Source organism: Ruegeria sp. Alg231-54 (assembly GCF_900143525.1).
In the GTDB taxonomy this organism is placed as follows: Bacteria; Pseudomonadota; Alphaproteobacteria; order Rhodobacterales; family Rhodobacteraceae; genus Ruegeria.
In genome coordinates this window covers 30,678-57,303 of the sequence record NZ_FREZ01000001.1, presented here as the reverse complement: position 1 = coordinate 57,303, position 26,626 = coordinate 30,678, and the positions used below count along the sequence as shown (strand labels likewise).

Below are 26,626 nucleotides of genomic sequence, written 5' to 3'. Positions count from 1 at the left end.
GCCGGAACTTCAGGTTCCACAGAACGTCGCATGGACAACTTCGGTCTCTGATGGCGGGCGTTTCAGATCATCCGCATCGGGCTGATCCTCATAAGGTCGCGCCAGAACAGTGTTCAGCCTTTGGAACGGCTCGTAGTTGCCCTGAACGGCCGACTGTATCATTTTTTCAACCCGGTGATTGCGCGGAATGAGGGCTGGGTTTGCGGCGGCCATTACTGTGGATGGGTCCTGCTCACGTCCCAGACGCGCGTTCCACCCTTCGGACCATTCGTCGTACGCCGCAGGATCGGTGAACTGATCACGTGCGGCATCACCGCCCAGCGCCCTGAAAGTGTTGGTGAAATCCGCTTGGTTCTGCGCCATGCGCGTCAGCAGGTCCGAGATCAGTTCCAGATCGCCCTCTTCTTCGGTCATCAACCCGATCTTGGCGCGGAACCGCTTCAACCAGCCCTCCTGTAGCTGCGCAGGCATGGCGTGTACAATCTCGGTCGCCTCTTCGACGGCGGCGTCCTTGTCTTCCATCTGCTGGATCAGTGCCGTCGCCAACTGCGCCACATTCCAAACGGCGATGTCGGGCTGGTTGGAATAGGCATAGCGCCCCATCCGGTCGATCGAACTGTAGACCGTGTTCGGATGATAGCTGTCCATGAAAGCGCAGGGCCCATAATCGATGGTCTCACCCGCGATTGAGCAATTGTCGGTGTTCATCACCCCATGGATAAAGCCAACACTCATCCAGGCTGCGATCAATTGCGATTGCGCCTCGACCACCGCGCGCAGCAGGCCCATCGGACCATTCGCGTCAGGATAGTGGCGGTCTATTGCGTATTCCGTCAGGCGGCGCAGGCTGTCCAGCTGTCCGCGCGCTGCAAAAACCTGAAATGTACCGACCCTCAGATGACTTTGCGCCACGCGGGTCAGCACCGCGCCGGGCATAGGCCCCTCGCGCAGAACGATCTCGCCGGTCTCAACCGCCGCCAGTGCGCGGGTCGACGGGATGCCCAGCGCATGCATTGCTTCGGACACCACGTATTCCCGCAGCACAGGCCCCAGCCATGCGCGGCCATCGCCCTGACGGCTGAACGGGGTAGGTCCGGATCCTTTGAGCTGGATATCCCGGCGGAGACCATCTGTACCGATGGTTTCGCCCAGCAGGACAGCGCGGCCGTCCCCAAGCTGCGGGTTATAGTTTCCGAACTGGTGCCCGGAATAGAGCTGCGCAATTGGCTCTGCACCGTCGGGCAGCGTGTTGCCAGCGAAGGCTTCGGCCATCTCCTCTACCTCCCCCGGTGTGACCTTCAATACCTTCGCCAATTCCGAGTTGAATGCGATCAGGCGTGGGGCACGCACAGGTATAGGTGCCTGCCGCGCATAAAAGCTGTTGGGAAGGCGGGCGTAGCTGTTATCAAACGGGATGGTCAGGGTCATGCGGCAAACATATTCCTTGCGTACACGAATACCATAGCGGATCGCACCTTCCCGTGCATAATCATCGCAAAAGACAAGAGGCCCCATGACCGCTCAAGAGATCATCGACCACCTGAAACTGGAACAACACCCCGAGGGTGGCTGGTTTCGCGAAACCTGGCGCGCGGATAACGCGGGCCGCGCCACCGGCACCTGCATCTATTTCCTGCTCGCCGCTGGTGAAAGCAGCCACTGGCACAGCGTGGACGCGACCGAAATCTGGCTCTACCACTCTGGTGCTCCTCTGATCCTGTCGCTGAGCGCAACGGATGACGGCCCTGCCACCGACCACTTACTAAGCCCGGATCTGTCACAAGGCGCACCGCAATTGATCGTGCCCGAAAACCATTGGCAGGCGGCACACACAACCGGAGACTATACGTTGGTCAGTTGCACTGTTTCGCCCGGGTTCCAGTTTGACGGGTTCGAACTGGCCGAGCCAGGGTTCGACATAGCGCGCGGATGATGCATGGATCACCGCGCCCTCATAGCGTCGCTGCCACCCAAGGCCAAAGATCAGCTACAACGGCGCTCGGATGCAACAGGTCTGCGGCATCTTCTGGGCTATCTAGTGTTACTGTCCGCCACCAGTGCGGGTATCGCGTGGCGGGTCCCTCTCTGGCCGGTCCTGATCCTGCCACAGGGTGTCTTGTTGGTGTTTCTGTTCACGCTTAGCCATGAATGCACCCATAAGACCCCGTTCAAGACCGGCTGGCTGAACGACGCTGTCGGACATCTTGCTTCAGTTCCAATCGCCCTGCCCTTTACGTGGTTTCGGTATTTTCACCTTGCGCACCACAAATGGACGAACCACCCGGAGAAAGACACCGAGCTTGGCGGCAAGCCACGACCGCAGGACCGGCTGAGCCTGCTGATCTACCTGTCCGGCTGGCCCTATTGGAAAGGCATGGCACTTGTCCTGTATCAAAACGCCTTTGGTCGCATCGACGCCCCGTACTTACCTGCGCGCCAACACACCGCCATTCGGGCAGAGGCACGTCTGCTGCTGATACTCTACGCGGTCGCAGCCCTAAGCCTGCTCCTGTCGCCGCTGCTCCTCTGGCTTTGGATTTTACCCGTTCTGCTGGGGCAACCATTCCTGCGCCTCTACCTACTGGCGGAACACGGCCTGTGTCCGCCAGTCGCCAACATGCTCGAGAACTCGCGCACCACGTTCACCAACCGGATCGTGCGTTTTGTGGCCTGGAACATGCCCTATCACGCCGAACACCACGCCTTTCCGAATGTGCCCTTCCACCAGCTGCCTGCATTGCACGGTTGGACGCGGGAACATTTGAAATCGACTTCGGACGGATACTCGCAGTTTACAAGTAATTATGTACGAAGCGTGAAGCACCAATCATTCAGCTAGTTGTTTACGGAAAGGCTGCCTTGAGCCCGAAGCGACCGATGCTTCGCGTAGGCCGAACCGTAGCTTTCGGTACGTCCGGCCAAGGAATAGGTTTGTTCAGGCGTCTTTCATCTGGATCAACTGGATCAGGTTGCCACAGGTGTCATCAAAAACAGCCATGTGAACTGCGCCGGCATCCATTGGTTCGGTGGTAAACTCCACTCCTCGGTCGGTCAGCTTCTTCCACTCGGCATTGAGGTCTTGCACCTGAAATGAATGTGCCGCGATTCCATCGGCAACGATAGCTTCCTTGAACGGGCTCGTGGCGGGATGGTCGCTTGGTTCAAGCAGAAGCTCTGTTCCATCTGGGTCTTCTTCTGAAACAACCGTCAGCCAACGATTGGTGCCCAGTGGAATATTGTGTTTCACTTTGAAGCCGAGCACTTCGGTATAGAATTTTTCGGCCTTGTCTTGGTCGTCAACAAAGACACTGGTGACATAAATTTTCATGTCTTAGTTCCTTTCGGTTTGTATTTTGTAAGCCACGATGCCGCAGCGATGTCGTCGTTGCTTACGCTCAAAGAATGCGCCTTCGTTCGCCCCTTCCATTCGACCTCGATCAATCCCGCCTTCTCTAAGACAGCAAGATGCTGAGAGATCGTCTGTCGGGACAAAGCGATTCCATCCTCTGCAACCGAAGCCGCGCATACCTCGAATAACGATTGAGCTGGCCTTTTGCTCAGATGGTCTATGATGCGACGACGGGTGCTGTCTGAAAGAGCTTTGAAGATTAAGTCTAGCTGGTCATCTGTCATAGGCTCTATATGCAGTAAGATTACTACATGTCAAGTGCAGTAATTTTACTGCATAACGACTAAAGTAGAAAAGCGGACGTTTCAGGCTCGTAAACGAACGACGGAAAAGTCCTCAAAGCGAAGTCCGGGCAATCACCTATTAACCAACCGCCCCATTACGCAACCGAACTCACAACCCCACCACCGACCAGCGCTTTCACACCTGTCGTCCCCGGACACGACGTCGGCAGCCTGCGGGCGACGCGTGCCGCCAGATAGGCGAAGGCCTGCGCTTCAAGCATATCTCCGTCCAGACCCACGGCCTCGACCGGTTCGACCGGGCAGTCCAATGCAACGCGCAGCATCTCCATCAATACCGGGTTGTGTCTACCGCCTCCAGTGACCAACAGTCGCGAGGGTGGTTTGGGGCAATGCTCCATCCCCTGCACTACGCCCGCTGCACACATACCCGTTAGAGTAGCCACAGCGTCCGCATCGCTGAGCTCTTGCACCAGTTTGATCATCTCGGAAAAGTCGTTCCGGTCCAGCGATTTCGGCGGCATACGGGTGAAAAATGGTTCGGACAAAAACAGCTCGAGCGCACCCGTCTCAACGGTGCCACCGCGCGCGACGGCTCCGTCGCGATCCATCGGCAGGCCCAGACGAGCCTGCATCAGGTCATCGACCGGTGCATTCGCGGGACCAGTGTCAAACGCCAGCAACGCGCCCGGGGCTTCGGGGCCATCGTAACTGGGGTCCACATAGGTCAGGTTCCCGACACCGCCGAGGTTCAAAAAGCAAAGCGGTTGGGTTGCTTCGATCCACTTGGCGCAAGCGAAGTGAAAGAAGGGCGCCAGCGGAGCGCCTTCGCCGCCCATCGCCACATCATCGCTGCGGAAATCCCAGACGACCGGCACGCCTAATGCCTGAGCCAGCCCTTTCCCGTCGCCCACCTGCAACGTCCCACGCCCACTTGGTTCATGAGCGAGAGTTTGGCCGTGCACACCGATCAGGTCGACCTCATCGAATTCAGACAGCGCCTCGGCATGGGCCAGGGTAACAAGCTCTGCCGCGGCATCCACCTCCGGCCCGTGCCACTGCCCTAAAGCGGCGCGCAGAACCGCACGCTCCTCATCGGAGTAGGCACGATACCCACTTGGACCAAATCCCAAAATCCGGTGCCCGTCCGTTTCGACGACCGCGGCATCCACCCCATCCATCGATGTGCCGGACATCGCGCCCAAAACCCTGATCGCACCTGTTCGTTTGATGGCCCGCCCCACGCGTATCTCTCCTGCCGAACTCCGTGGTACCGTCATGGTTGATCGGTACAGTCTGTTTAACCTGCCCGTTCAGCTAAACCCAAGGCAAGCCAGATCATACCAAGGTCGCGCTTTTTCCCGACAATTTGGTATAAGGAACACAAATCAGTTTTAGGTCCATATGGCAGACACATACTCGCAGAAACAACCATCCGAAGGCCGGAACTATTTTCTGATCTTCTGGTCCGGCGCTCTGGCCACGATCGGAGGGCAGTTGATCAACCCAAATCTGGTGCTGCCGTTCCTGTATCTGGCTCTGGGCGCGCCAACGTTTTTTGCAGGGATGCTTCTGCCCTTTGTCACCGGATCGCGCCTGGTTGCCGAGATCTTTGTCGCACCTTTCATCAATCGGGCGACCCGCGCCAAGCTGGCCGTCTACGCACCGAACTTGTTGACAGCCGCAGTACTGGCGGCGGTGGCCCTGTTTTCAACAAAACTGCCCAGTGTGATGATCGTACTGCTGTTCCTGACCACTGCGATGGTCCTGGGATTGTGCCAGGGGATTACCAGCCTTGGAACCAGCCAGATCTACGGCATCTCCGTTCCCGAAGCGAAACGGAACCGGATGGTGTTTGCGCAAGCCACCATCTCGGGCGTTTTGGCCATCATCGTCGTTCTGATCACGCGCGACCTGCTGTCCGGGGACCAACCGATGCAGCGCCACATCGTCGTTCTGTGGTGCGGCGTGATTGCCATGTTTGCCGCAGGTGTTGCTTTTGCAGGAGTGCGACTGCTTGAGGATGAACAGCGCGCGCCATTGCCGGAGCCGAAGAAAAAACCCAAGCCCCTGGCCGAGTTGGCGACCGGATTCAAAACCGGCATGGCCTATCCCTGGTATCGCAAGTTTCTTTCGGCCCGACTGATCTTTGTATCGGTCGAGCTGGCGATGCCCTTCTACACAATCCATGCTGCGACGCTGCATATGGGGACCAAGCATTCGCTCAGCTATTTTGTCATAGGGGCCAGCCTTGGGATGGTGATCGGTTCGCTTTTGTGGGGATGGCTCAGCGATCGTGTCTCGGTCAAACCTGTGATGTGGCTGGGATGCATGATCGCCGCAATCTCGGCCCTGATGGCGCTTGGCTTTACGTTCCTCGGCTACGCTCAGAACGTCTGGGTCTACGCGCTGGTGATCCTGCTGCTATCTCTGGGTGGGAATGGGGTGATCTATGGGCGCTACTTGTATCTCATTCAGATGAGCGTTGAAAAAGAGCGCCCCTACCTGGTTGCACTGGGGGATGTCAGCGCTGGCCTCGTTGGAATTGTTTTTGCTGCGATCCTTGGCGCAGTCGCACATCTGCATGATCCGATCACGCCGATTGTTGTCCTTGTGGTGTCGAACACCATCGCAATGTTCTATGCCTTCCGCCTACCCCCGGTCAAAAGCTGACACAGCCCGCGTTTTCTTGGAAATGGTGCCTTTTCCTTACCCAAAGCGCCGCCTATACAGTGCCCCGCAACATAAACCCAAAGGGCACGATATGACCTACCACCCCAAATCGGATTTCATCGCCACGATGATCGAGCGCGGCTTTCTTGCCGACTGCACCGATTATCAGGGCCTTGACGAGGCGCTGATCAGTGGGTGCAAACCGGCCTATATCGGCTTTGATGCGACGGCCAAGTCGTTGCATGTGGGCAGCCTGATCCAGATCATGATGCTGCGCTGGTTCCAGAAAACTGGCCACCAGCCAATCACCCTTATGGGCGGCGGCACCACCAAAGTGGGCGACCCGTCGTTCCGTGCGGATGAACGCCCCCTGCTGGGCCCCGAACAGATCGACGAAAACATTGCGGGCATCAAAAAGGTGTTCTCGGCCTATATCGACTATGACAGCGATGCCGAAAACAAAGCGCTGATGTTGAACAATGCCGAATGGCTGGATGGCCTGAACTACCTCGATTTCCTTCGCGATATCGGGCGGCATTTCTCGGTCAACCGGATGCTGGCGTTTGAATCAGTGAAATCACGGTTGGATCGCGAGCAATCGTTGAGCTTCCTTGAGTTCAACTACATGATCCTGCAGGCCTATGACTTCCTTGAGCTGAACCGCCGTTACGGCTGTGTGCTGCAGATGGGCGGCTCGGATCAGTGGGGCAATATTGTCAACGGTATCGACCTGACCCGCCGCGTGCTGGATCACGAGATCTACGGCCTGACTTCGCCGCTTCTGACCACCAGCGACGGCAAGAAGATGGGCAAGTCGCAGGACGGTGCGGTCTGGCTGAACGCCGAGATGCGCTCGCCTTACGAATTCTGGCAGTTCTGGCGGAACACGACCGACGCGGATGTTGGCCGGTTCCTGAAGCTTTACACCGAAATGCCGGTGGATGAGTGTGACCGACTGGGCGCGCTGCAAGGGTCCGAGATCAACGAGGCCAAGATCCGCCTCGCCAACGAAGTCACCGCCCTGCTGCACGGAACTGAGGCTGCGGCCAACGCCGAGGCCACGGCCCGTGAAGTGTTCGAAAAAGGCGGCGTTGGGGACGATCTTCCCACATTTGTACTTGAACCTAACTCATTGAAATTGATGCCGGGAAACGCGTTGGGCAAAGATGGCGAAGAAATGTACTGTGCCGCAGCTACTTTGTTTGTCGAAGCCAACCTTGCAAAATCCGGAAAAGACGCAAAACGTCTAATTTCTGAGAAAGGCGCTCTAATAAACGATGTCGCCGTCAGCTCTGATTTTCCGTTCGTTTCTATTTCGGACTTAAAAAAACCGACAAAACTCAGCGCAGGTAAGAAGCGCCATGCGTTGGTTCAACTGGGCTAGCGGGCCAGCCACCATGAAGTAAACGAAACGGCCACCCTTTGCGGTGGCCGTATTTTTGTTTTAGGTATCGGCTAAGCATAGACTCGCCCTTGCGAGAACTGCGTCACCTTTCGTCATCGTGGGCATTGTTACCCTGGCCTGGGCTATTGCCTTCCGGCCCGTTGCCTCCACCGTTGTTCCCTTTACTGCCGCCCTTGCCGCCACCTTTACCGTCACCGCCTTTGCCGCCACCTTTACCGTCGCCGCCCTTGCCCCCACCTTTACCGTCGCCGCCCTTGCCGCCGCCTTTGCCGTCGCCGCCCTTACCGCCGCCTTTGCCGCCACCTTTACCGTCGCCGCCCTTGCCGCCACCTTTGCCGTCGCCGCCCTTGCCGCCACCTTTGCCGTCGCCGCCCTTGCCGCCACCTTTGCCGTCGCCGCCCTTGCCGCCACCTTTGCCGCCGCCATCGTTGCCGCCGCCGTCATTGCCGCCGCCATCGTTGCCGCCGCCGTCATTGCCGCCGCCATCGTTGCCGCTGCCATCATTGCCGCCGCCATCATTGCCGCCGCCATCATTGCCGCCGCCATCGTTGCCGCCGCCATCGTTGCCGCCTGGACCGTCGCTTCCGCCACCACCGCCTGGGCTGTCGCTTCCGCCACCGCCGCCTGGGCTACTGCTTCCGCCACCGCCGCCTGGGCTACTGCTTCCGCCACCGCCGCCTGGGCTACTGCTTCCTCCACCGCCGCCTGGGCTACTGCTTCCTCCACCGCCGCCTGGGCTACTGCTTCCGCCACCGTTGTTGTTGCCTCCGGTAGAACCGCTGCTGGTATCGCCAGAACCAGACTCACCGCGCGGGCTAGGGTCCGCTTGTGCTAATTGATCGCTGTCCCGATCTTCGCCACCTCGTGCCGAATTTTCGCGGACTGAAGCTGTCTCTAAATCCGTCAACAATACGGCCAAACCCGGGCATTGTTCGCCAGTGAAAGCTAGTGTTGCTTCGAAATCTGACCGTGTTTGCAGCCGCTTCAAAAAACTGGGTGTCACGTGCGTACATTCACACAGCGTCTGATAGTCGCCGGCGTTGGCTGCTATCCGCGCAGTTCTCGCGTTGCATACATCCGTCGCAGCATACGCAGAGGTTACGATCATAGCTCCTATGAATGGAGAGGTTACCAATGCCGAAACAGTGGATTTCAGTTTAATTCGCATCACTTAGCTCCTTGCGCCTTAATACCCAGGTGCGTCAGGGTCTTCGGTTACACTGTGGGAGCCGCAAATGAAGCGCAGGTAAGTTCCCGCTAAAGATGCGTTAATGAAGGCTCGCCACAACTCGTTACAATGATCACGGCACTAGTTGTGACGATCTCTTGACGTGAATATACAACATCTACCCAAGCCGCCAAGTTAAATGAGGCGGAAAATTGTCAAAATCTTGAGAGGTCGCCGAATGCAACTTTCAAATTCAGCCACAATAATCACAGGTGGCGCTTCGGGTCTGGGCGAGGCCACCGCCCGTCATTTCGCCGAACACGGTGCACAGGTTACAATCCTGGATCGCGACGCCGAGCGTGGCCCTAAGGTTGCCGAAGACATCGGCGGGCATTTCGCTCAGACAGATGTGACAGATGAAAACTCAGTGGCGGCGGCAATCGAGCACGCGAAGGGCAAGATGGGTCGCATCACGGCCACTGTGAACTGCGCCGGGATCGCCTATGGGATAAAGACGGTCGGCAGGGATGGTCCCCACCCCCTGGACGCATTTCAGCGCACGATCGACATCAATCTTGTGGGAACGTTCAACGTTTCGCGCCTGGCCGCTGCCGAGATGGCAAAGAATGATCCCGAACCGGACGGCGCGCGCGGGGTGATCATCAACACTGCTTCAATCGCAGCCTTCGACGGACAAAAAGGACAAGCGGCCTATGCAGCCTCGAAAGGCGGTGTCGTGGGGATGACGCTGCCAATGGCGCGCGATCTGGCCTCAACCGGCGTTCGCGTGATGACCATCGCTCCGGGGATTTTCATGACACCGATGCTGGCCGGTCTGCCCGAAGAGGTTCAACAACAACTGGCGGCAGATGTCCCAAACCCTGCACGTCTGGGTGATCCGAAAGAATACGGGCGGTTGGCCGGTTTCATTGTCGAGATGGGTTACTTGAACGGAGAAGTCATCCGCATCGACGGCGCCCTTCGTATGCGTTAAGCCTGTCCCATGACAGAGCGGGAAAAGATGCAGTCCGGGCAGTGGTATAACTGCCTGGACCCGGAACTTGAGGCGCTGCGCACCCGTGCCCGGCACGCAGTCCACGCACATAACACCTGCCCGCCAGATGCCCGCGGTGCCATGGCGCCCGAGTTGCAGGCGTTGTTCGCTCGCGTCGGGCCGGATTGCTTACTCGAGGCTCCGTTTCATTGCGCCTACGGGCTTAACATCCACCTCGGCACCCGGGTCTATTTCAACGCCGGCTGCGTCGTTCTGGACACCGCACAGGTTCGGATCGGTGATGACACGATGTTCGGCCCGCATGCCCAGATCTACTGTGCTCAGCACGCCAAAGACCCGGCAGAACGCGCACAAGGTCTGGAAATCGGGATACCGGTGACCATTGGCCGAAACATCTGGGTTGGCGGAGGTGCCATCGTGATGCCCGGCGTCACCATCGGCGACAACGCCATCATCGGCGCTGGCAGTGTTGTGACCAAAGACGTAGCGGCCGGAAAAACGGTTGTCGGCAACCCTGCCCGACCGTTGACGCGTCCCTAGGCGCCCTCGGCCTTTTCCTCAAGCACCAGCCACTCTTCTTCGGCGGCGGCCAGTTTCTCTTGCCGTTCGACCAGCGCATCGGTCGCCTTCTGGAACTTGACCGGTTCACGGGTGAACAACTCAGGATCAGACATAAGCTCTTCCAGCTTGCCTATTTCGGCCTCCAGGCGGGCAATCTCGGCAGGCAACTTCTCAAGCCGATGCTTTTCCGAGAAAGATAGCCCGGATTTCGGCTGCGCTTCTTGCTTTTGCTTTGACTTCGAAGTCTTTGCTTTTTCATCTTTCTTTTCGGCAACGTCACCCCGTTGCGCGATGTAGTCCGACCATCCGCCCGCATAGACGGTCGCGCGGCCATTGCCCTCCATGGCAATCGTTGTGGTGGCAACGCGGTCCAGAAAATCCCGATCGTGGCTGACCAGCAGGACGGTGCCGTCATAGTCGTCGAGCAGTTCCTGCAACAGGTCCAGCGTTTCCACGTCCAAGTCGTTGGTCGGTTCGTCCAGCACTAAAAGGTTCGAGGACTTGGCCATCAGTTTCGCCAACAGCAAACGCGCTTTTTCGCCACCTGACAATGACTTAACGGCCGCTCTTGCCTGCGCATCATCGAACAGGAATTCCTTGAGATATCCGACCACGTGTTTGGGCTGACCCCCAACCATCACCTGATCCGCCTTGCCCGAGACCCGCATCTCGGGATCGCCGGTCAGGCTGTCCCACAGGGTCATTTCGGGATCCAGCTGCGCGCGAGCCTGGTCGAAAACCGCGATCTCAAGATTGGTGCCCAGCGTCACTGTTCCTTCGTCGGGCTGTTCCTGACCCAGCAACATCTTGAGCAGGGTTGTCTTGCCCACACCATTCGGTCCGACAAAGGCAACCCGATCCCCACGTTGTGCCAACAGATCAAAGTTCCGAACGATCTGCTGCGCGCCAAAAGACTTGGACAACCCCTTGGCTTCAATCACTTTTCGCCCAGACTTTGGCCCGCCTTCCAGCGACATTGCCGCTGATCCCTGACGTTTGATCTGCGCGGCCTTTTCAGCGCGTAAGGCCTGCAAAGCCCGCACCCGGCCTTGATTTCGCTTGCGCCGTGCACTGATACCTTCGACAGCCCATTTGGCTTCAGACTTGATCAGACGATTCAGCTTGTGACGCTGTTGATCCTCTTCTTCCCAAATCTTGTCGCGCCAGGTTTCAAAAGCCTCAAACCCTTGTTCCTGCCGCCGTACGATGCCGCGGTCGATCCACAACGTCGCGCGGGTCAAAGCGCGCAAAAACGCACGGTCATGTGAAATCAGAACGAAGGCTGCGCGGGTCGATCCCAGTTCGCGTTCCAGCCAAGCAATCGCTTCGATATCCAGATGGTTCGTCGGCTCGTCCAGCAGCATCAGGTCCGGCGCTTCGGCCATCAGCTTGGCCAATGCGGCCCTGCGACGCTCGCCACCCGAAGCGGTTTCAATCGGGCGGGAGGGATCGAATTTCAGCCCCTCGCCCGCGCGTTCGACCTTGTACAGCTCACCCGGCTCCAACTCGCTGGACGCATAATCGCCCAAGGTCGCAAACCCTTCCATGCCGGGGTCCTGCTCCATGTAGCCAACAGATTTTCCCGGCGGCACCACGATGTCACCCTGATCAGGCTCGACCAGACCGGCCATGACTTTCATCAGGGTCGACTTTCCCGACCCGTTTCGCCCAACCAACGCGACTCGGTCGCCCGGCTGAACCACCAGGTCCAGCCCCGAAAACACCGGATCGCCCCCGAAAGTCAGGGATATGCCGGACATCTGCAACAAAGGAATTCTCGCCATGCCGCCAGCTAAACCGGTGGACACAAAGCGTCAACGCCCCTGTTTCACCTTTTCGAAAATACTCAAACTACCGGACCACTGCGCGCAGCAACCGTTTACGGGCCGGAGGAATCGCGCCGATCTCAAGCCCGGTGAATACATGCAGCGTATTCATATGCCGATCCACCACCGCGTGATCACTGACCCAGCCGCCCATCATCAGATAGGTGCGCAACAATGGAGGCATCCGCAACATAGCCTTTTTCACATCGGGCCTATGCCGAAGGCGAGAGGCAAACTTGAATACATCGGGGGCCTTGACCCGCGGCAACCAACGCTTTGGCGCCAGATGCCGTTGCTTCAACATGGCAAAGGCGTCCAGATACTCAACAGTTTCGGTTCCTGCAAAGGATGAGCAGCCGAACAACATCTTGACGTTGTTCTGGTCCACGTAATTGGTCATCGCACCCCAGGCGACCCGCAGGATATCCGGGTCTGTCCATTCCGGGTGAATGCAGAAACGGCCCATTTCGACCATGCGGCTGTCGAACCCTTTGAGGGCAGACAGGTCATAGAACTGGGCAGAATAGCTGCGGTCAACCTCGGCCCCGTGCTCTATTGTCAGCAACCTGAAACAACACACCAACTGTCCACCGGCGCGCGAATCTTCAACAAGTATATGTCCGCAGATCGTATCAAATTCATCCCGGTCAATCGGATCCGTCCCAAATGCCAGGGTTCGCAGTTGCTGCGCCACCTCCACATCCTTTGGGGACTGCGCCAAACGAGCCCGGTATCTGCCCTTGCCCAGCAATAATGCCATGGGCGCATCCTCCGCGGTTGCTGACCTGCTTCATGTTGCAGCGGTTCTACCACAGAACATGTGACTGTCCTGTGACCGTAGCAAGAGGCGGCGCAGACTTAATTCGCGCCCGGAATGTTCGCAGGGTTGAAGTTGCCGATATTGCCCAACAGCTGGCGCAGGAAGCCACGGTTCTGAACGCTGGATTCGGTCACGCGGCGGTCCAGTACCACCACATACCCATCCTCAAGGCCAAAACGTTCGATATTCCGCACAACGCCACGCTGGTCAAAGCTGATCGCAACCAGTTCGCGCGACACCACTTCGGGGCGCTTAGGACCGTAATGGCGCACGCGAGAGCGGACATAGTAAAAACCCGAATCCTTCACCAGCCCGGCAGAGCTGGGCGCTCCGATTGTTTCAACAACGCTGTCGCGGGTATCGACGCCCACTTTGATCTCAGCCAGTTGGTCAGCCGGCGGGACGTATCCATGATTCTTGAAGATTGGCGTGCAAGCGCCAGCCGCAACCAAACAGGCCGCAAAGACAAGCCTTTTGGACGCCGGTTTCAACCTGTTCACAACCTTCAACATTTACATCCTCTTGCCTTGGGACCTTGCGGACCCTATCCGATTACATAAACCGCAGCCCCGGTTCAACACACGAAAGGGTCACGAATGACGACTAATACATCTCTGCGGGTGGCCGACCTGCCCCAAAATGCGCCCACACCGTTTGATCTGCGCCCCGATAGCAAGGGCCTGGACGCGATCAAAACCGAACTGGGATTGTTGGGCCTGCGCAAGCTCAGCTTTGTGGGTGACGTAAGGGCACAGGGCAAACGCGATTGGATTCTTGCCGGAAAACTGGGGGCAACGGTGATTCAACCCTGTGTCGTGACGCTTGAACCCGTAACCACGCGCATCGATATCCCTGTGTCACGGATCTATCTGAAAGACTGGCAAAACCCTGACGAGCCTGAATTCGAGATCCCCGAAGGCGATGAGACCGAAGCACTGGGCGCTGAAATCGACCCCGCATCGGTGATGGTTGAGGCGCTGTCGCTTGCCCTGCCCCAATACCCACGGAAGGACGGCGCAGAATTGGAACAGGCCGGCTATACCGAGCCGGGCAAACAGGCGATGACGGACGAAGACGCAAAGCCGTTTGCCGGACTGGCGAATTTGCGCGATGCTTTGAAAAAAGACGAGTGACATAGGTCTGTTTTCCTGTCATAGCAGGCCTCCAGAAAAATCGCTTGAACATGCCGAGAATCGCAGTATTTTCGCGCGCTCAACGGAATTTGGGTTGGACATTGCGGGGCCCGTCCCCTAAACGCGCGTCAAACCACTAGAAAAACGAAGAATGAAACCCGGCCAGCAGCGAATCTGCTGACCCTTAATAGACAAAGGTTGAGACCATGGCTGTCCAACAGAACAAAGTTTCCAAGTCGCGCCGCAACAATCGCCGCGCACATGACGCTCTGGTTGCTGCAAACCCGAACGAATGCGCAAACTGTGGCGAACTGAAGCGCCCGCACCACGTCTGCGCGTCCTGCGGCCATTATGATGACCGTGAAGTCGTCGCTCAGGCCGACGAAATCGACCTGGACGAAGACGCGGCCTAAGCCTTATAACTCGTAGGCCAAGGCATGACGGAACAGCCCACGCAAGCCGGACGGATTACCATCTCGGTTGACGCTATGGGCGGAGATTCGGGGCCCGCGACTGTTGTTGCGGGCATTGCCAAATCGGCAAACAAGAACCCCGATATCGCCTTCGTTCTGCACGGGCCCGAGCAAAAGTTGCGCAAACTTGTCGCCAAACGGCGTGTCCTGCAGGGACGCGTCGTTTTTCGTGATTGCCCCGACGTGGTCACGATGGAGGACAAGCCCAGTCAGGTCGTCCGCAGCGGCAAGCAGACATCGATGTGGTCGACGCTGGAAACAGTGCGCAAAGGCGAAGCCCACGGGGCTGTTTCCTGTGGCAATACCGGCGCACTGATGGCGCTGTCGATGATGCGTTTGCGCAAATTGCCGGGTGTAAACCGCCCGGCCATTGCGATTCTGTGGCCCTCGCGCAACCCTCAAGGCTTTAACGTGATGCTGGATGTCGGCGCCGATGTACGGGCCGACGCCAAGGATCTGCTGCAATATGCACTGATGGGGGCGTCTTATGCCCGCAACGGCATGGCACTGGATCGGCCCCGGATCGGTTTGCTGAATGTTGGCACCGAAGAACACAAAGGCCGGGCCGAACTGAAAGAAGCCCACGCGATGATCTCGGAATTCGCAGAGCAGGCGAATTTTGACTTCGCAGGCTTCGTGGAAGGCAGCGACATTCCCGGTGACAAGGCGGATGTCATTGTTACCGATGGCTTTACCGGAAATGTCGCAATCAAAACCGGCGAAGGCACGGCCAGCCTAATCGGTGACCTGCTGCGCGAGGCCTTCAAATATTCCCCCCTGTCCCGGCTCGCATCGGTTCTGGCCATCACCTCGCTGCAACGGTTGAAGAAACGCATCGACCCACGCCAAGTGAATGGCGGTGTGTTTCTTGGCCTCAACGGAACCGTGGTCAAATCACATGGTGGCGCAGATGCCACCGGAGTTTCGGCAGCGATCAAACTGGCCTTTACCCTGGCCGAGTCGGGTTTTGCCGAAAAATTGGCGGCACGGGTTGCATCGACAGCCCAGCTTGCACAAGATGCCGCGCACGTACCGCCAAAGGCGGGCGAATAACAATAAAGGCAGTACCCCCAAATGGCAGGCCGTTCAGTTGTTGTAGGTGTCGGACACTATTTGCCAGAGCGCATCGTTCCGAATTCCGAATTTGAAAAGACGCTAGATACGTCGGACGAGTGGATCAAAGCTCGCTCGGGAATCGAACGCCGCCACTTTGCCGCCGATGGCGAAACTACGTCCGATCTGGGGACCAACGCGGCCTTGGCCGCCCTGGCCGATGCTGGCCTGAAGGCCGAGGATATCGACGCCATCATTCTGGCGACATCAACGGCTGACCTGACTTTCCCCTCTGCCGCGACGATGGTCCAGGCGCGCCTGGGCATGACCCACGGATTTGCGTTTGACGTGCAAGCCGTCTGTGCGGGCTTTGTCTTCGCCCTCAGCAACGCCAACGCTATGATCGTGTCTGGTCAGGCCAAACGTGTTCTGGTCATCGGCGCCGAGACGTTTTCGCGCATCATGGATTGGACTGATCGGTCCACTTGCGTGCTGTTTGGCGACGGTGCCGGCGCGTTGATTCTTGAGCTGCGGGACAGCGAAGGAACCGCGCAGGATCGTGGCATTCTGTCGACTGACTTGAATTCTGACGGGCGCTACAAGGATTTGCTCTATGTCGACGGCGGCGTGTCGACTCAATCGACCGGGCATCTAAGAATGCAGGGCAATCAGGTGTTCCGCCACGCGGTCGAAAAGCTGGCGAAGACCGCAGAAACCGCTCTGGGGCGTGCCGGTCTGACCAACGCGGACGTCGATTGGATCGTGCCACATCAGGCCAACATCCGCATCATTCAGGGCACTGCCAAGAAAATGGGCCTGCCGATGGAAAACGTCGTCGTGACGGTTCAGGATCACGGCAACACGTCCGCCGCATCGATTCCCCTAGCCTTGTCAGTGGGCAAACAACGGGGCCAGATCAAGACAGGCGATCTGATCGTGACCGAGGCTATCGGCGGCGGCCTAGCATGGGGCGCAGTGGTTCTGCGCTGGTAACCGGCGCAAAACGGCTTACACAGCCTCGTGCAATTCATTGATATTGACAGCGAATTTGCCATCACCATATTCTCTGATATCAACAGGGGAAATGGTATGGGCGAAAAAACACTGACGCGAATGGATCTGAGCGAGGCTGTTTTCCGCGAGGTTGGCCTTTCACGAAATGAAAGTGCGCAGCTTGTCGAAAGCGTCTTGAACCACATGTCGGACGCACTGGTCCAAGGTGAGCAGGTCAAAATTTCATCGTTTGGTACGTTCAGTGTTCGGGACAAAACGGCCCGCATCGGTCGTAATCCCAAAACCGGCGAAGAGGTTCCAATTCAGCCTCGACGTGTCCTGACATTCCGCCCGTCGCACCTGATGAAGGATCGCGTCGCCGCAGGGAATCGCAAGTAAATTCGGGACGGAACGGTCATGAGCAAGTCCCCCGACGCCTTTCGCACAATAAGTGAAGTTGCGGACTGGTTGGGCGTTCAAGCTCATGTCCTGCGCTTCTGGGAAAGCCGTTTCAGCCAGGTCAAACCCGTCAAACGCGCGGGTGGCCGCAGGTATTACCGGCCAAACGATATGCGCCTTTTGGGTGGTATCAAAAAGCTGCTGCACGAGGACGGTATCACCATAAAAGGCGTCCAGCGCATCCTGCGCGAACAAGGCGTGGCCTATGTTTCCTCGCTGTCGCCCAGCTTGGATGAGCCCGCCGCGCCTGAAAGCGCCCCGGCAGACGATACCGTTGTCGTGCCCTTTTCCGCTAAACCTGCCACGCCCAGCGATCAGATCGATCTGGATCTGGGCGAACCGGCCCCGGTGGCCGAGGCAACCGCTCCGGTTGAACAAGCCCCTCAGGCCGAAACGCCCCCGCCTGCGCCGCAGCAACCACAAGCAGAGCTACCACAGCCTGCGCCCGAGTATCTGGATGAAGCCCCCCTGATGGGCGGCATCGCCACACAAGCGTGGGAACGGACCGAGTTTGACGACGATCTTTTGCGTCGGATTGCACCAATCGCCAAGGACTTGCGCGCTGTCATCAACCGAATTGAGAACCGGTCGGCAGGATAAGAAAAAAGGCGATGATTTCCTCTTGCCCCCGCCGGGAAAGTCTTTATGAACACCTCAACGTCGGGCTATGGCGCAGCCTGGTAGCGCGTCCGTCTGGGGGACGGAAGGTCGCAGGTTCGAGTCCTGCTAGCCCGACCAAATCACACCGACGTTTATGGCAGACAGGCCAGATCCCGCTCTGGCAACAGAGGGGATCGGAATGACAGGTGTATGCCCAAACCAACAGATCGAAGCGATGATCGCGCGCGGTGAAATCACCGCCAGCCCTGATGTTATCCCGGCACAAATCCAACCCGCTAGCCTTGATTTACGTTTAGGTACAGTAGCTTATCGGGTCCGCGCCTCGTTTCTGTCCGGCGAAGGACGCACGGTCGCGGATCGTCTGGCCGAGTTTGAGATGCACCGCATCGACATCACCGACGGAGCCGTTCTGGAAAAAGGCTGCGTCTATCTGGTGCCGCTGATGGAATCGCTGGCCCTGCCCGCCGATACCAGCGCGGTGGCAAATGCCAAAAGCTCGACCGGGCGGCTGGATCTTCTGACCCGCACGATCACCGATGGTGGCACCGAGTTTGACCGGGTACCGGCAGGCTATAACGGGCCGCTTTTTGCCGAGATCTGTCCACGCTCATTCTCGGTTCTGGTGAGACCGGGCATGCGGCTGAACCAGATTCGCTTTCGTCAGGGTCAGGCAGTGCTCAGCGACGCGGAACTGACCGCATTGCACAACGACTCGCCACTGGTCGACGGACCGGCGGTCATTCAGGATGGGCTGGGATTCTCGGTCGACCTGCAATTGCCCGACACTGATCTGGTTGGCTATCGGGCCAAACCGCATACCGGTGTGATCGATCTGGACCGGATTGGGGAATATGACCCGCAAGAATACTGGGAAGAGGTGCGCACCACCGATGGCCGTATCATCCTGGACCCCGGCGCATTCTATATCCTGGTCAGCCGCGAGGCGGTCCATATTCCCCCGATGTATGCGGCTGAAATGGCCCCCTACCTTGCAATGGTCGGCGAGTTCCGGGTGCACTATGCCGGATTCTTCGATCCCGGCTTCGGTCACGCCGCGGCGGGCGGAGCGGGATCACGCGGCGTGCTGGAAGTACGCTGCCACGAGGCTCCCTTTGTTCTGGAACATGGGCAGGTCGTCGGGAGGCTGGTCTATGAGAAGATGACCGAAATGCCCACGCAGCTTTATGGTGCGGGCATCGCGTCGAATTATCAGGGACAGGGGCTGAAACTGTCCAAACACTTCAAGGCTGTTGGTTAACACTTCTTGAACCGGCGCACGTTCAGATTACGCCCTGCGCCGGGCTTATCTGCTAGGCTTGACGGTTGCTGTCGTCATTTGCGCCCGAGTCATGAGGCACAGCCGATCTTTGTTTCGGCTTTCCCATCCGGCCCGCCACATCAAAACCCTTGTCGATTCCTTTGTTGACGACCCGCCGCATGATCTGGCGGATGATCATGTCGATGATGCGATTCATATTCATTGCTCAACTCCTCAGATTGGCCACAACATAGGTGATTCCAACGGCAACAAAAGGGCCAAGTCATCACTCTTCCTCGAACAGCTCGGTCTGGTCCTCATCTTCGCTGTCATCACGCCCTTCGCCCAACGGCATCGTGCCCGGGGGCGGCCGGTTTTCCAGCAACCCAGCAGCCCGCAATTCCTTGAGCCCCGGAAGATCGCGGGCGTTTTCCAACCCGAAATGATCCAGAAACTGTGGCGTCACAACAAAGGTGACCGGACGGCCGGGTGTCATCCGGCGGCGGCCCAGACGGATCCACTCCATTTCCAACAGTTGATCGATTGTACCGCGCGAAACCGAGACGCCCCGGATCTCTTCGATCTCGGCACGGGTGCAGGGCTGATGATAGGCGACGATGGCCAGCGTTTCGATGGCTGCGCGGCTCAGCTTTCGGGTTTCAACCGTTTCCTTTTGCATCAGAAAGCCCAGATCGGGGGCGGTGCGAATGGCCCAAGCCTCACCCACGCGGACAACGCGGATACCGCGACCTTCGTACCGTTTCTGCAAAATTTCAACCGCTTGCGCCGCGTCGCTGCCATGCGGCATCCGCGCCTCAAGATCGGCGATCGTCACTGGCTCGGAACTGGCGAACAGCACAGCCTCGACCATGCGCTCCTGCTCCGCCAAGGGTGGCGCTTCGAACAGAGTGCCGGTGCCTTCGTCTTGCGGTTCGTCAGTCACGTGTGTCAGTCCTTTTGCGCAAATGGATCGGAGCAAACGTCTCGGTTTGCTTCATCTCCATATGTCCTTCTTTCACCAGCTCAAGCGAGGCAGCAAAGGTCGCTGCAGTGGCAGAGCGGCGACGCACCGGGTCAGCATCCCAGCCCTCGGGCAGATAGGATTCCATATCCGTCCAAGCCCCGGCAAACCCGATCAGCGGGCGCATCCGCTCTAGCGCCTGTTCCATTGTGAAAACTGAATCGCGGTCCATAACAAAGGGGCGGAACTCGTCACGAGTTCGGATACGGGCGTATCCCTGCATCAGATCCAACAGCGTGGCAGAGTAAGTCACGGTGCGGATACGGGTGATATCCTCACCCTGCCCGCGTTTGAAGAAATCGCGCCCCAGTTGATCACGGGCCATGAGACGCGCGGCAGAGTCGCGCATGGCCTGCAGGCGTTCCAACTGGAACGCCAGGTGAGCGGCCAGTTCCTCGCCCGAGGGGCCTTCGTCATCCGGATCCGGTGGCAACAAAAGCCGGGATTTAAGGAAGGCCAGCCAGGCGGCCATGACCAGATAGTCTGCCGCAAGTTCAATCCGCAGCGCGCGCGCTTTTTCCACAAAGGAGAGATACTGCTGCGCAAGCGCGAGAACCGATATTTTCCGAAGGTCGACCTTTTGGGTTCGCGACAGGGTCAACAATACATCCAACGGACCTTCGAACCCGTCGACATCAACAATCAACGCCTCTGCCGCAAGACGATCCGCGACCGAGGCCGGGTCTTCGCTAAAGAGATTATCGTTCATATACCTGCCCGCCCATTAGGGCAGATAGTTCCGCTTCGGCCGCTTGGATGTCAAGTTCCACAGGCTTCTGTCGCATCGACAACGCCCTTTCCGCGCGCTTTTGCGCTTGCGCGGTCATTTCTCCGGCTGTTTCCAGCACCTTGGCACGCGCGCCAAACGTTCCGTTACAGTGCAGAACCACGTCGCACCCTGCGGCCAGTGACTGACGCGCAATGTCTTCGGGCGCCCCACTCAGCGCTTTCATCGAGATATCGTCGGTCATGATCAGACCGTCAAAACCGATTTTATCGCGGATCAGCCCGATCATCGCAGATGAAATCGTAGCTGGTTGCGGATCAATCCGGTCATAGACCAGATGCGCCGTCATCCCCATCGGCAGATCGTTCAGCGCCCGAAACGGTTCGAAATCCGCTTGCTCAAGCTGGTCCTGTGTCAGGTCCACATGCGGCAGGTCATGGTGGCTGTCCAGCGTTGCCAATCCATGCCCCGGCATGTGCTTAAGCACCGGCAAAACACCCCCATCCAGATGGCCTTTGGCAACCGCACGCCCAAGAACTGAAACCCGTTTGGGGTCAGAGCCATAACAGCGGTTCTTCAAAAACGCATGGGTATCGTCGCGCGCCAAATCGACCATCGGGGCGCAGTTGCTGTCAATGCCAAGCTCGAATAGCTCTTTTGCGATCAGTCGATACCGTAGGTACATAGCGCGTTCCGCCTGATCCCCGGCGCGGCCTGCATGATCCAGGGGCGGCATCCATTCGCGTGCCAATGGCGCGCGCAGACGCTGCACACGGCCACCTTCCTGATCGATGGTGATAGGGCAATTGCGCCCTACGGCATCACGATAGTCATCGCATAGGGCACGAACTTGTTCAGCTGTATCTATGTTGCGCGCAAACAAAATGAACCCGAATGGGTTCATCTGCTGGAATAGTCTCTTTTCCTCTGACGTCAGGCGCAGCCCTTCGGCATCGGTGATCGCAGCTCCGAATGTCACCGAACGGCAACCGGGATACAGTCTGCACCTTGTGCGACCAGAGCGGCACAGAACTGACGCGAGTCGCTCAGGTCATCAAACCCAAGAACACGCAGACGATAGAATGTCCGGCCGCCACTTGAGGTTTTCTGGATAACACGTTGTTTTCCATCCATATACTCACCAAATCGGCCATTCATGCGATCCCATTCCGCGCGAGCCACATCCGAGCTTTCATACGCACCCAGCTGGGCCATGCGCGTGCCTTTGGACAGTGTATTCGGATCCACGTCCACCCCAACGGCGGCTTTGACAGCGGCGTTGATCGCAGCTTCGGTACTGCTGTTGGATGAAATCCCGCTTGGCGTCGCTCGGGCTGGGCGCGTGGACGGGCGCAGGGATCGGCGGACACCGGGCAGTGCCGCCAGTTCCGGATCCGGCAATTGTGCGGCCAGATCAGCAGGATCAATGGCGGGCTCTTCTTCGGGCAGTGCCAACGAGGCGAGTTGTACGCCCTGCTCTGCCGGGTCATCCGTTTTCGCCGCCCCACCGGCCAATTCTGCAACCAGGGCATCGACTGTATTCTGGCGCAGCTGCGCGGCCTCTTGATCCGAGATTTCTTCTTCGACGACATGCACGGCCTGCGTCGGCTTCAGCGGTTCAACAGGCGTATCTTCGTCTGTCAGCGAAACCGGGCGCGGCGCAAGGATCAAGCGATCTGCTGGCGGCGCTGCCGTTCCAACGGCTGCCACGGCATTGACGGCCAGACCCTGGTGATCGGCCGGGGTGCCGCCGGGGTTTTCCGGCTGAATGCGCATTGGCCCCTCGATGGCGCGAACAACAGGCACGCCACTAACGTCGCGCATCACCAGTTTGAAGCCCCAGACGCCGATCCCGGCGACCAATGCCAGCGACGCTACCGCACCCATGACGTTGACGATACGGCCCAGCCCTGCCCCTCGCGGAGCCTGTTCATAGCCATAGGAGTCGTCGGGATACTCATACCCATCCTCAGGATGCGGCTGATTCGTGTAATGCATCTCCTCGGGGCGCATCTGCCCCGAGTAATCGTAACTTGCCATGTCCGCCTCACCGCCCGATTGCGCCCTAAAAAGTGGCGCGCGGGTCATTTCTTGCCTACCTCGTACCGGCGCGTCGGGCGGTGTTAGTTACCGCATCTCCTGCGCCGGAGTGACGCCAAGAATACCCAAGCCCGCTGAAATCACAACAGAAACGGCCCGGGCCAATGCGATTTTTGATTGGCTTGTGGCAACATCGCCATCCTGAATGAATCGCAGTTGCGTTTCATCGTTGCCCTTATTCCATAGCGCGTGGAAGTCACCCGCCAGCTCATACAGGTAAAAGGCAACCCGATGCGGTTCATTGGTGCGTGCGGCAATTTCGATCAGACGCGGCCATTCAGCCAGCTTTTTGGCCACCGTCAGCTCTGAGGCATGGTCGATCTTGCCCAGATCAGCACCCTTGAGAGTCGCGTCATCCGTAGCGATTTCCGCCTCGGCGGCACGGCGCAGTACGCTCATGACACGGGCATGAGCGTATTGCACGTAGAACACAGGATTCTCGCGGCTTTGTTCCAACACCTTGCCGAAATCAAAGTCCAGCGGCGCGTCGTTCTTGCGGGTCAGCATCACAAACCGGGTCACGTCCGGGCCAACCTGATCGACCACATCGCGCAGAGTGACAAAGTTCCCTGCCCGCTTGGACATCTTGAACGGCTCGCCATTCTTCCACAGCTTTACCAGCTGCGTCAGCTTGATATCCAACGGCACCTTGCCATCGGACAGGGCCGAAACAGCTGCCTTCATCCGTTTGACATAGCCGCCATGATCCGCACCAAACACGTCGATCAGCGCATCAAAACCACGGGTCACCTTGTCATAGTGATAGGCGATATCCGGGGCGAAATAGGTCCAGCTGCCGTCTGACTTCTTAACCGGGCGGTCGACGTCATCACCATGCTCGGTGGACTTGAATAGGGTCTGCTCGCGTGGCTCCCAATCCTCGGGCTTTTTGCCTTTGGGTGGTTCCAGTACGCCTTCGTAGATCAAGCCCTTATCGGTCAGGGACTTAAGCGCGGCCTCGATCTTTCCGGTGCCGTAAAGCGATTTTTCGGAATAGAACACATCCATCTCGACACCCAACGCCTTCAAGTCGGCGCGGATCAGATCCATCATTGCGTCGGTCGAAAACTCGCGCAGTTCTTCCAGCCAGTCGCTTTCCGGCTTGTCGATCAGGCTGTCGCCGTATTTCTCTTTCAGCGCTTCACCGATCGGGATCAGATAGTCACCGGGGTACAGCCCCTCGGCAATCTCGGGGCTCAGCCCGTTGGCCTCGCGATAGCGCTCATACGCGGACCGCGCCAGTACATCCACCTGCGCGCCCCCGTCGTTGATGTAGTATTCACGGGTCACGTCATGGCCCGAATACGCCAGCAAGCTTGCCAGGGCGTCACCGAACACGGCACCACGCGTATGGCCCACATGCAGCGGGCCTGTGGGGTTGGCCGAGACATACTCGACGTTGACCTTCTGCCCGTGCCCCATGGACGAGCGGCCATAATCAGTGCCCTGTTCCAATACCGCTGCCAACACACCCTGCCACACCGATGCCGCAAGCCGCAGGTTCAAAAAGCCCGGTCCGGCAACTTCGGCAATGGTGATCCGGTCATCCGCCGCCAGCTTTCCAGCTAACACATCGGCAATGTCGCGCGGCTTCATCTTGGCAGGTTTCGCCAGCACCATCGCGGCGTTGGTTGCCATGTCGCCATGCGCCGCATCGCGCGGCGGTTCGACTGCCACGTTGTCAAAACTCAGCCCCTCGGGCAATGCGCCTTCGGACTGCATCTGTGCCAGCGCATCCAGCACGAGGCCGCGGATCTCGGAAAACAGGTTCATTTCGGATGTCCTTTTGCTTGCCCGGCGGTTTACCACGCAAAGCGGCAAGGTCAATGGAAGCGATCAGTTTGGGCTTGGATTAGCGGTAGACTCAGCTAACGTCGGTGGAAATTCAAGCCGGAGACACCCCTATGCGCCTTGCCCTGCCCATCGCCTTTGTTCTGACCTCTGCCCTGCCGCTTTGGGCCGACATGCCTGAACCGCAAGGCCATGTACTTTTGACCCTTGGCGGAGCAGTCACTGAAACCAACCTGCCAGCCCGCGGCGAAAACGATGGCGGTCTGCTGGGATACTTGGAGGTTCAGCACGACGGAGCCGCCGGCTTTGATGCGGCCATGTTGGACGGACTGGAGCAGGTTGAAATCACTATTCCTTACGGCCCGGAAGACAATCAGAGCGACATCGCCTTTTCCGGGCCACGCCTGTCGGACCTATTGATCATGGCCGGGGCCGAAGGAAAAACCGCCAAGCCAATGGCTATGGATGGCTATCAGTCCGAAATCCCATGGGACAGCATCACCGCGCACCAACCCATTGTCGCGACACACGCGGACGGTGCGCCGATGGGTATTGGCAGCTATGGCCCCACCATGATTGTCTTCCCCCCGACTAATGACGAAGAATTGGCACAGGAGCAGTCCGGCCAACAGGTCTGGGCGATCGCCTATATCGGGGTCGAGTGATCAGGTACCAGCCAGCCTTGCATGATCCTGCAGGGCAAATCGGTCGGTCATTCCTGCAATGTAGTCCGAGACAATCCGCGCCAGCGCTGTTTCATCGCTGGCCGCCTCAATATCGTCATGCCAGCGCGCGGGCATCTGTTTCGGATCGTTCATGTAGATTGGGAACAGATCTTCCACGACTTTGCTAACCTCGGCGCGCACGTCCATGACGCTGGGCGCTCGGTACATCTGCTTGAACAAAAAGGCGCGGATTTCCCTGAGTTGCGCCCACAAACCGCCCGAGAACTGGATCACCGGATAACCAAGATTGCGAATTTCCTCGACGGTCTCCGCGCCCGAACTCGTGATCAGCCCACGCGACGTGACAATCACATCGGAAACCATAACGCCGAAAACACGGCGCAGCGCCTCATGCCGGCGCCGATAAGAATCCAAACCCGGATATCTCCGATCCACCTCGGCATAGCAGTCACCGACGATAGGCAATTGCCCGATTTCATCATCCGTGAACAGACCCGCCCTCAACCCGTCCAACAGGTCATGGTTGTTATAGGCAATGTCATCCGAAAGGGCGGCAACTTGTGCTTCGGCACTGGCATGAGTGTACAACTCCAGATCGAAACCCGCGTTGTACTCGGCCAGCGCCCACGGCAAATCACCGGTGACCGGCCCGTTATGCTTGGCAATCCCCTCTAGGCACTCCCACGTCAGGTTGCATCCGTCAAACTCGGCATAGTGGCGTTCCAGCTTGGTGACGATGCGAATGGCCTGTGCGTTGTGGTCAAATCCGCCGAAAGGCTCCATGAGCGCATGAAGGGCATCTTCGCCAGTATGTCCGAACGGTGTGTGTCCCAGATCATGCGCCAACGCCACGGCCTCGGTCAGTTCACCGTTCAAACCCAAGGCTCCGGCGATTGTTCGCGCGACCTGTGCAACTTCGATGGAATGGGTCAGGCGCGTGCGATAGCTGTCGCCCTCGTGCTCTACAAACACTTGTGTCTTGTGCTTAAGCCGCCGAAACGCGCTGGCGTGAATGATCCGGTCCCTGTCGCGTTGAAAGCATGACCGGAAACTGCTTTCCTCCTCTGGCACAAGCCGCCCCCTGGCGCGGCCTGGGTTCGAGGCAAAACCCGCTATGTTCAAAGGCCTTGTCCTTGTCGCCTGTCCTTGCACTTTCTATATTGTAAGGCGTAAAGGAAATAAACCTTTGGAG

Annotated in this window: 29 protein-coding genes and 1 tRNA gene; 15 read left to right on the top strand and 15 right to left on the bottom strand. The window is 58.3% G+C overall.

Annotation, left to right across the window (positions count from 1 at the left end):
- Positions 1-9: 9 nt before the first annotated feature.
- Positions 10-1,428, bottom strand: a complete 1,419-nt coding sequence (locus tag DHN12_RS00300) for a YdiU family protein (protein WP_108859050.1) — start codon at positions 1,426-1,428, stop codon at positions 10-12.
- Between the two features lie 85 nt (positions 1,429-1,513).
- Here DHN12_RS00300 and DHN12_RS00295 point away from each other — a divergent pair, with 85 nt between their 5' ends.
- Together DHN12_RS00295 and DHN12_RS00290 are read left to right on the top strand one after the other, a co-directional pair.
- A complete protein-coding gene (locus DHN12_RS00295; protein WP_108858405.1) occupies positions 1,514-1,933 on the top strand; it encodes a cupin domain-containing protein in 420 nt (139 codons plus the stop codon).
- Positions 1,934-1,936: 3 nt separating this feature from the next.
- Complete coding sequence (locus DHN12_RS00290) at positions 1,937-2,839, top strand: fatty acid desaturase (protein ID WP_108858404.1); 903 nt, start codon at positions 1,937-1,939, stop codon at positions 2,837-2,839.
- Between the two features lie 96 nt (positions 2,840-2,935).
- On the opposite strand, the gene DHN12_RS00285 is transcribed toward DHN12_RS00290, so the two are convergent.
- The 3 genes from DHN12_RS00285 to DHN12_RS00275 all read right to left on the bottom strand — a co-directional run bounded on the left by DHN12_RS00285 (position 2,936) and on the right by DHN12_RS00275 (position 4,847).
- On the bottom strand, positions 2,936-3,328 hold the full coding sequence (locus DHN12_RS00285) for a VOC family protein (protein WP_108858403.1): 393 nt from the start codon (positions 3,326-3,328) through the stop codon (positions 2,936-2,938).
- Positions 3,325-3,633, bottom strand: coding sequence for a helix-turn-helix transcriptional regulator (locus DHN12_RS00280; RefSeq protein ID WP_108858402.1), 309 nt, complete (start codon positions 3,631-3,633; stop codon positions 3,325-3,327). Before DHN12_RS00280 ends, DHN12_RS00285 begins: the two co-directional genes overlap by 4 nt.
- A 155-nt stretch (positions 3,634-3,788) precedes the next feature.
- Positions 3,789-4,847, bottom strand: coding sequence for an anhydro-N-acetylmuramic acid kinase (locus DHN12_RS00275; protein ID WP_373455749.1), 1,059 nt, complete (start codon positions 4,845-4,847; stop codon positions 3,789-3,791).
- Positions 4,848-5,055: 208 nt separating this feature from the next.
- Here DHN12_RS00275 and DHN12_RS00270 point away from each other — a divergent pair, with 208 nt between their 5' ends.
- Together DHN12_RS00270 and tyrS are read left to right on the top strand one after the other, a co-directional pair.
- Positions 5,056-6,324, top strand: a complete 1,269-nt coding sequence (locus tag DHN12_RS00270; protein ID WP_108858400.1) for an MFS transporter — start codon at positions 5,056-5,058, stop codon at positions 6,322-6,324.
- A gap of 91 nt (positions 6,325-6,415) precedes the next feature.
- Complete coding sequence (gene tyrS, locus DHN12_RS00265) at positions 6,416-7,708, top strand: tyrosine--tRNA ligase (protein ID WP_108859049.1); 1,293 nt, start codon at positions 6,416-6,418, stop codon at positions 7,706-7,708.
- Positions 7,709-7,811: 103 nt separating this feature from the next.
- Here the strand turns inward: tyrS and DHN12_RS24310 are convergent, their stop codons facing one another.
- Positions 7,812-8,897 carry a hypothetical protein gene (locus DHN12_RS24310; protein WP_159089935.1) on the bottom strand — a complete coding sequence of 362 codons (1,086 nt, stop codon included), beginning with the start codon at positions 8,895-8,897 and terminating at the stop codon, positions 7,812-7,814.
- A gap of 238 nt (positions 8,898-9,135) precedes the next feature.
- Between DHN12_RS24310 and DHN12_RS00250 the strand changes: the two genes are divergently transcribed.
- Complete coding sequence (locus DHN12_RS00250; protein ID WP_108858397.1) at positions 9,136-9,891, top strand: 3-hydroxyacyl-CoA dehydrogenase; 756 nt, start codon at positions 9,136-9,138, stop codon at positions 9,889-9,891.
- A gap of 9 nt (positions 9,892-9,900) precedes the next feature.
- Positions 9,901-10,452: a sugar O-acetyltransferase gene (locus tag DHN12_RS00245; RefSeq protein ID WP_108858396.1), complete on the top strand. Its 552-nt coding sequence runs from the start codon at positions 9,901-9,903 to the stop codon at positions 10,450-10,452.
- Here the strand turns inward: DHN12_RS00245 and DHN12_RS00240 are convergent.
- From DHN12_RS00240 to DHN12_RS00230, 3 genes are all read right to left on the bottom strand, one after another.
- Entirely contained in the window at positions 10,449-12,233 is a 1,785-nt protein-coding gene (locus tag DHN12_RS00240) for an ABC-F family ATP-binding cassette domain-containing protein (RefSeq protein WP_199913466.1), read from the bottom strand. The genes DHN12_RS00245 and DHN12_RS00240 overlap by 4 nt on opposite strands.
- A 91-nt stretch (positions 12,234-12,324) precedes the next feature.
- A complete protein-coding gene (locus DHN12_RS00235; RefSeq protein WP_108858394.1) occupies positions 12,325-13,059 on the bottom strand; it encodes a GNAT family N-acetyltransferase in 735 nt (244 codons plus the stop codon).
- 98 nt (positions 13,060-13,157) lie between these two features.
- Positions 13,158-13,631, bottom strand: coding sequence for an outer membrane protein assembly factor BamE (locus DHN12_RS00230; protein WP_058274497.1), 474 nt, complete (start codon positions 13,629-13,631; stop codon positions 13,158-13,160).
- An 84-nt stretch (positions 13,632-13,715) separates the two neighbouring features.
- Here DHN12_RS00230 and DHN12_RS00225 point away from each other — a divergent pair, with 84 nt between their 5' ends.
- From DHN12_RS00225 to DHN12_RS00190, 8 genes are all read left to right on the top strand, one after another.
- Positions 13,716-14,252: a DUF177 domain-containing protein gene (locus DHN12_RS00225; RefSeq protein WP_108858393.1), complete on the top strand. Its 537-nt coding sequence runs from the start codon at positions 13,716-13,718 to the stop codon at positions 14,250-14,252.
- Between the two features lie 206 nt (positions 14,253-14,458).
- Entirely contained in the window at positions 14,459-14,665 is a 207-nt protein-coding gene (gene rpmF, locus DHN12_RS00220) for a 50S ribosomal protein L32 (RefSeq protein ID WP_037316137.1), read from the top strand.
- A gap of 24 nt (positions 14,666-14,689) precedes the next feature.
- Entirely contained in the window at positions 14,690-15,778 is a 1,089-nt protein-coding gene (gene plsX / locus DHN12_RS00215; RefSeq protein ID WP_058277573.1) for a phosphate acyltransferase PlsX, read from the top strand.
- A gap of 21 nt (positions 15,779-15,799) precedes the next feature.
- Positions 15,800-16,771, top strand: a complete 972-nt coding sequence (locus tag DHN12_RS00210) for a beta-ketoacyl-ACP synthase III (RefSeq protein ID WP_108858392.1) — start codon at positions 15,800-15,802, stop codon at positions 16,769-16,771.
- 96 nt (positions 16,772-16,867) lie between these two features.
- Positions 16,868-17,170: an integration host factor subunit alpha gene (gene ihfA / locus DHN12_RS00205; RefSeq protein ID WP_058274526.1), complete on the top strand. Its 303-nt coding sequence runs from the start codon at positions 16,868-16,870 to the stop codon at positions 17,168-17,170.
- Positions 17,171-17,188: 18 nt separating this feature from the next.
- Positions 17,189-17,830, top strand: a complete 642-nt coding sequence (locus tag DHN12_RS00200; protein WP_108858391.1) for a MerR family transcriptional regulator — start codon at positions 17,189-17,191, stop codon at positions 17,828-17,830.
- 61 nt (positions 17,831-17,891) lie between these two features.
- Positions 17,892-17,968 (top strand) — tRNA-Pro (locus DHN12_RS00195).
- A gap of 61 nt (positions 17,969-18,029) precedes the next feature.
- A complete protein-coding gene (locus DHN12_RS00190) occupies positions 18,030-19,109 on the top strand; it encodes a 2'-deoxycytidine 5'-triphosphate deaminase (protein ID WP_108858390.1) in 1,080 nt (359 codons plus the stop codon).
- Between the two features lie 52 nt (positions 19,110-19,161).
- Here the strand turns inward: DHN12_RS00190 and DHN12_RS24305 are convergent, their stop codons facing one another.
- From DHN12_RS24305 to argS, 6 genes are all read right to left on the bottom strand, one after another.
- On the bottom strand, positions 19,162-19,332 hold the full coding sequence (locus DHN12_RS24305) for a hypothetical protein (protein WP_159089934.1): 171 nt from the start codon (positions 19,330-19,332) through the stop codon (positions 19,162-19,164).
- A 63-nt stretch (positions 19,333-19,395) separates the two neighbouring features.
- Entirely contained in the window at positions 19,396-20,052 is a 657-nt protein-coding gene (gene scpB, locus DHN12_RS00185; protein WP_108858389.1) for an SMC-Scp complex subunit ScpB, read from the bottom strand.
- Positions 20,045-20,839 carry a ScpA family protein gene (locus DHN12_RS00180; RefSeq protein WP_058274503.1) on the bottom strand — a complete coding sequence of 265 codons (795 nt, stop codon included), beginning with the start codon at positions 20,837-20,839 and terminating at the stop codon, positions 20,045-20,047. The genes scpB and DHN12_RS00180 overlap by 8 nt, the downstream gene beginning before the upstream one ends.
- The gene (nagZ, locus tag DHN12_RS00175) at positions 20,829-21,836 is read right to left on the bottom strand and encodes a beta-N-acetylhexosaminidase (RefSeq protein WP_108858388.1); all 1,008 of its coding nucleotides are present in this window, start codon (positions 21,834-21,836) and stop codon (positions 20,829-20,831) included. The genes DHN12_RS00180 and nagZ overlap by 11 nt, the downstream gene beginning before the upstream one ends.
- On the bottom strand, positions 21,833-22,945 hold the full coding sequence (locus DHN12_RS00170; RefSeq protein WP_234416515.1) for an SPOR domain-containing protein: 1,113 nt from the start codon (positions 22,943-22,945) through the stop codon (positions 21,833-21,835). Before DHN12_RS00170 ends, nagZ begins: the two co-directional genes overlap by 4 nt.
- Before the next feature lie 39 nt (positions 22,946-22,984).
- Complete coding sequence (argS, locus tag DHN12_RS00165) at positions 22,985-24,730, bottom strand: arginine--tRNA ligase (RefSeq protein WP_108858387.1); 1,746 nt, start codon at positions 24,728-24,730, stop codon at positions 22,985-22,987.
- Positions 24,731-24,861: 131 nt separating this feature from the next.
- Between argS and DHN12_RS00160 the strand changes: the two genes are divergently transcribed.
- The gene (locus DHN12_RS00160) at positions 24,862-25,413 is read left to right on the top strand and encodes a hypothetical protein (protein WP_108858386.1); all 552 of its coding nucleotides are present in this window, start codon (positions 24,862-24,864) and stop codon (positions 25,411-25,413) included.
- Here the strand turns inward: DHN12_RS00160 and DHN12_RS00155 are convergent, their stop codons facing one another.
- Positions 25,414-26,556, bottom strand: a complete 1,143-nt coding sequence (locus DHN12_RS00155; RefSeq protein WP_108858385.1) for a deoxyguanosinetriphosphate triphosphohydrolase — start codon at positions 26,554-26,556, stop codon at positions 25,414-25,416.
- Positions 26,557-26,626: the final 70 nt, after the last annotated feature.

What these genes read in the sequence shown, in the direction of transcription:
- DHN12_RS00300 (WP_108859050.1), bottom strand. Translation starts at nt 1,428, where the DNA reads ATGACCCTGACCATCCCGTTTGATAACAGCTACGCCCGCCTTCCCAAC.
- DHN12_RS00295 (WP_108858405.1), top strand. Translation starts at nt 1,514, where the DNA reads ATGACCGCTCAAGAGATCATCGACCACCTGAAACTGGAACAACACCCC.
- DHN12_RS00290 (WP_108858404.1), top strand. Translation starts at nt 1,937, where the DNA reads ATGGATCACCGCGCCCTCATAGCGTCGCTGCCACCCAAGGCCAAAGAT.
- DHN12_RS00285 (WP_108858403.1), bottom strand. Translation starts at nt 3,328, where the DNA reads ATGAAAATTTATGTCACCAGTGTCTTTGTTGACGACCAAGACAAGGCC.
- DHN12_RS00280 (WP_108858402.1), bottom strand. Translation starts at nt 3,633, where the DNA reads ATGACAGATGACCAGCTAGACTTAATCTTCAAAGCTCTTTCAGACAGC.
- DHN12_RS00275 (WP_373455749.1), bottom strand. Translation starts at nt 4,847, where the DNA reads ATGTCCGGCACATCGATGGATGGGGTGGATGCCGCGGTCGTCGAAACG.
- DHN12_RS00270 (WP_108858400.1), top strand. Translation starts at nt 5,056, where the DNA reads ATGGCAGACACATACTCGCAGAAACAACCATCCGAAGGCCGGAACTAT.
- tyrS (WP_108859049.1), top strand. Translation starts at nt 6,416, where the DNA reads ATGACCTACCACCCCAAATCGGATTTCATCGCCACGATGATCGAGCGC.
- DHN12_RS24310 (WP_159089935.1), bottom strand. Translation starts at nt 8,897, where the DNA reads ATGCGAATTAAACTGAAATCCACTGTTTCGGCATTGGTAACCTCTCCA.
- DHN12_RS00250 (WP_108858397.1), top strand. Translation starts at nt 9,136, where the DNA reads ATGCAACTTTCAAATTCAGCCACAATAATCACAGGTGGCGCTTCGGGT.
- DHN12_RS00245 (WP_108858396.1), top strand. Translation starts at nt 9,901, where the DNA reads ATGACAGAGCGGGAAAAGATGCAGTCCGGGCAGTGGTATAACTGCCTG.
- DHN12_RS00240 (WP_199913466.1), bottom strand. Translation starts at nt 12,233, where the DNA reads ATGTCCGGCATATCCCTGACTTTCGGGGGCGATCCGGTGTTTTCGGGG.
- DHN12_RS00235 (WP_108858394.1), bottom strand. Translation starts at nt 13,059, where the DNA reads ATGGCATTATTGCTGGGCAAGGGCAGATACCGGGCTCGTTTGGCGCAG.
- DHN12_RS00230 (WP_058274497.1), bottom strand. Translation starts at nt 13,631, where the DNA reads ATGTTGAAGGTTGTGAACAGGTTGAAACCGGCGTCCAAAAGGCTTGTC.
- DHN12_RS00225 (WP_108858393.1), top strand. Translation starts at nt 13,716, where the DNA reads ATGACGACTAATACATCTCTGCGGGTGGCCGACCTGCCCCAAAATGCG.
- rpmF (WP_037316137.1), top strand. Translation starts at nt 14,459, where the DNA reads ATGGCTGTCCAACAGAACAAAGTTTCCAAGTCGCGCCGCAACAATCGC.
- plsX (WP_058277573.1), top strand. Translation starts at nt 14,690, where the DNA reads ATGACGGAACAGCCCACGCAAGCCGGACGGATTACCATCTCGGTTGAC.
- DHN12_RS00210 (WP_108858392.1), top strand. Translation starts at nt 15,800, where the DNA reads ATGGCAGGCCGTTCAGTTGTTGTAGGTGTCGGACACTATTTGCCAGAG.
- ihfA (WP_058274526.1), top strand. Translation starts at nt 16,868, where the DNA reads ATGGGCGAAAAAACACTGACGCGAATGGATCTGAGCGAGGCTGTTTTC.
- DHN12_RS00200 (WP_108858391.1), top strand. Translation starts at nt 17,189, where the DNA reads ATGAGCAAGTCCCCCGACGCCTTTCGCACAATAAGTGAAGTTGCGGAC.
- DHN12_RS00190 (WP_108858390.1), top strand. Translation starts at nt 18,030, where the DNA reads ATGACAGGTGTATGCCCAAACCAACAGATCGAAGCGATGATCGCGCGC.
- DHN12_RS24305 (WP_159089934.1), bottom strand. Translation starts at nt 19,332, where the DNA reads ATGAATATGAATCGCATCATCGACATGATCATCCGCCAGATCATGCGG.
- DHN12_RS00180 (WP_058274503.1), bottom strand. Translation starts at nt 20,839, where the DNA reads ATGAACGATAATCTCTTTAGCGAAGACCCGGCCTCGGTCGCGGATCGT.
- DHN12_RS00170 (WP_234416515.1), bottom strand. Translation starts at nt 22,945, where the DNA reads ATGACCCGCGCGCCACTTTTTAGGGCGCAATCGGGCGGTGAGGCGGAC.
- argS (WP_108858387.1), bottom strand. Translation starts at nt 24,730, where the DNA reads ATGAACCTGTTTTCCGAGATCCGCGGCCTCGTGCTGGATGCGCTGGCA.
- DHN12_RS00160 (WP_108858386.1), top strand. Translation starts at nt 24,862, where the DNA reads ATGCGCCTTGCCCTGCCCATCGCCTTTGTTCTGACCTCTGCCCTGCCG.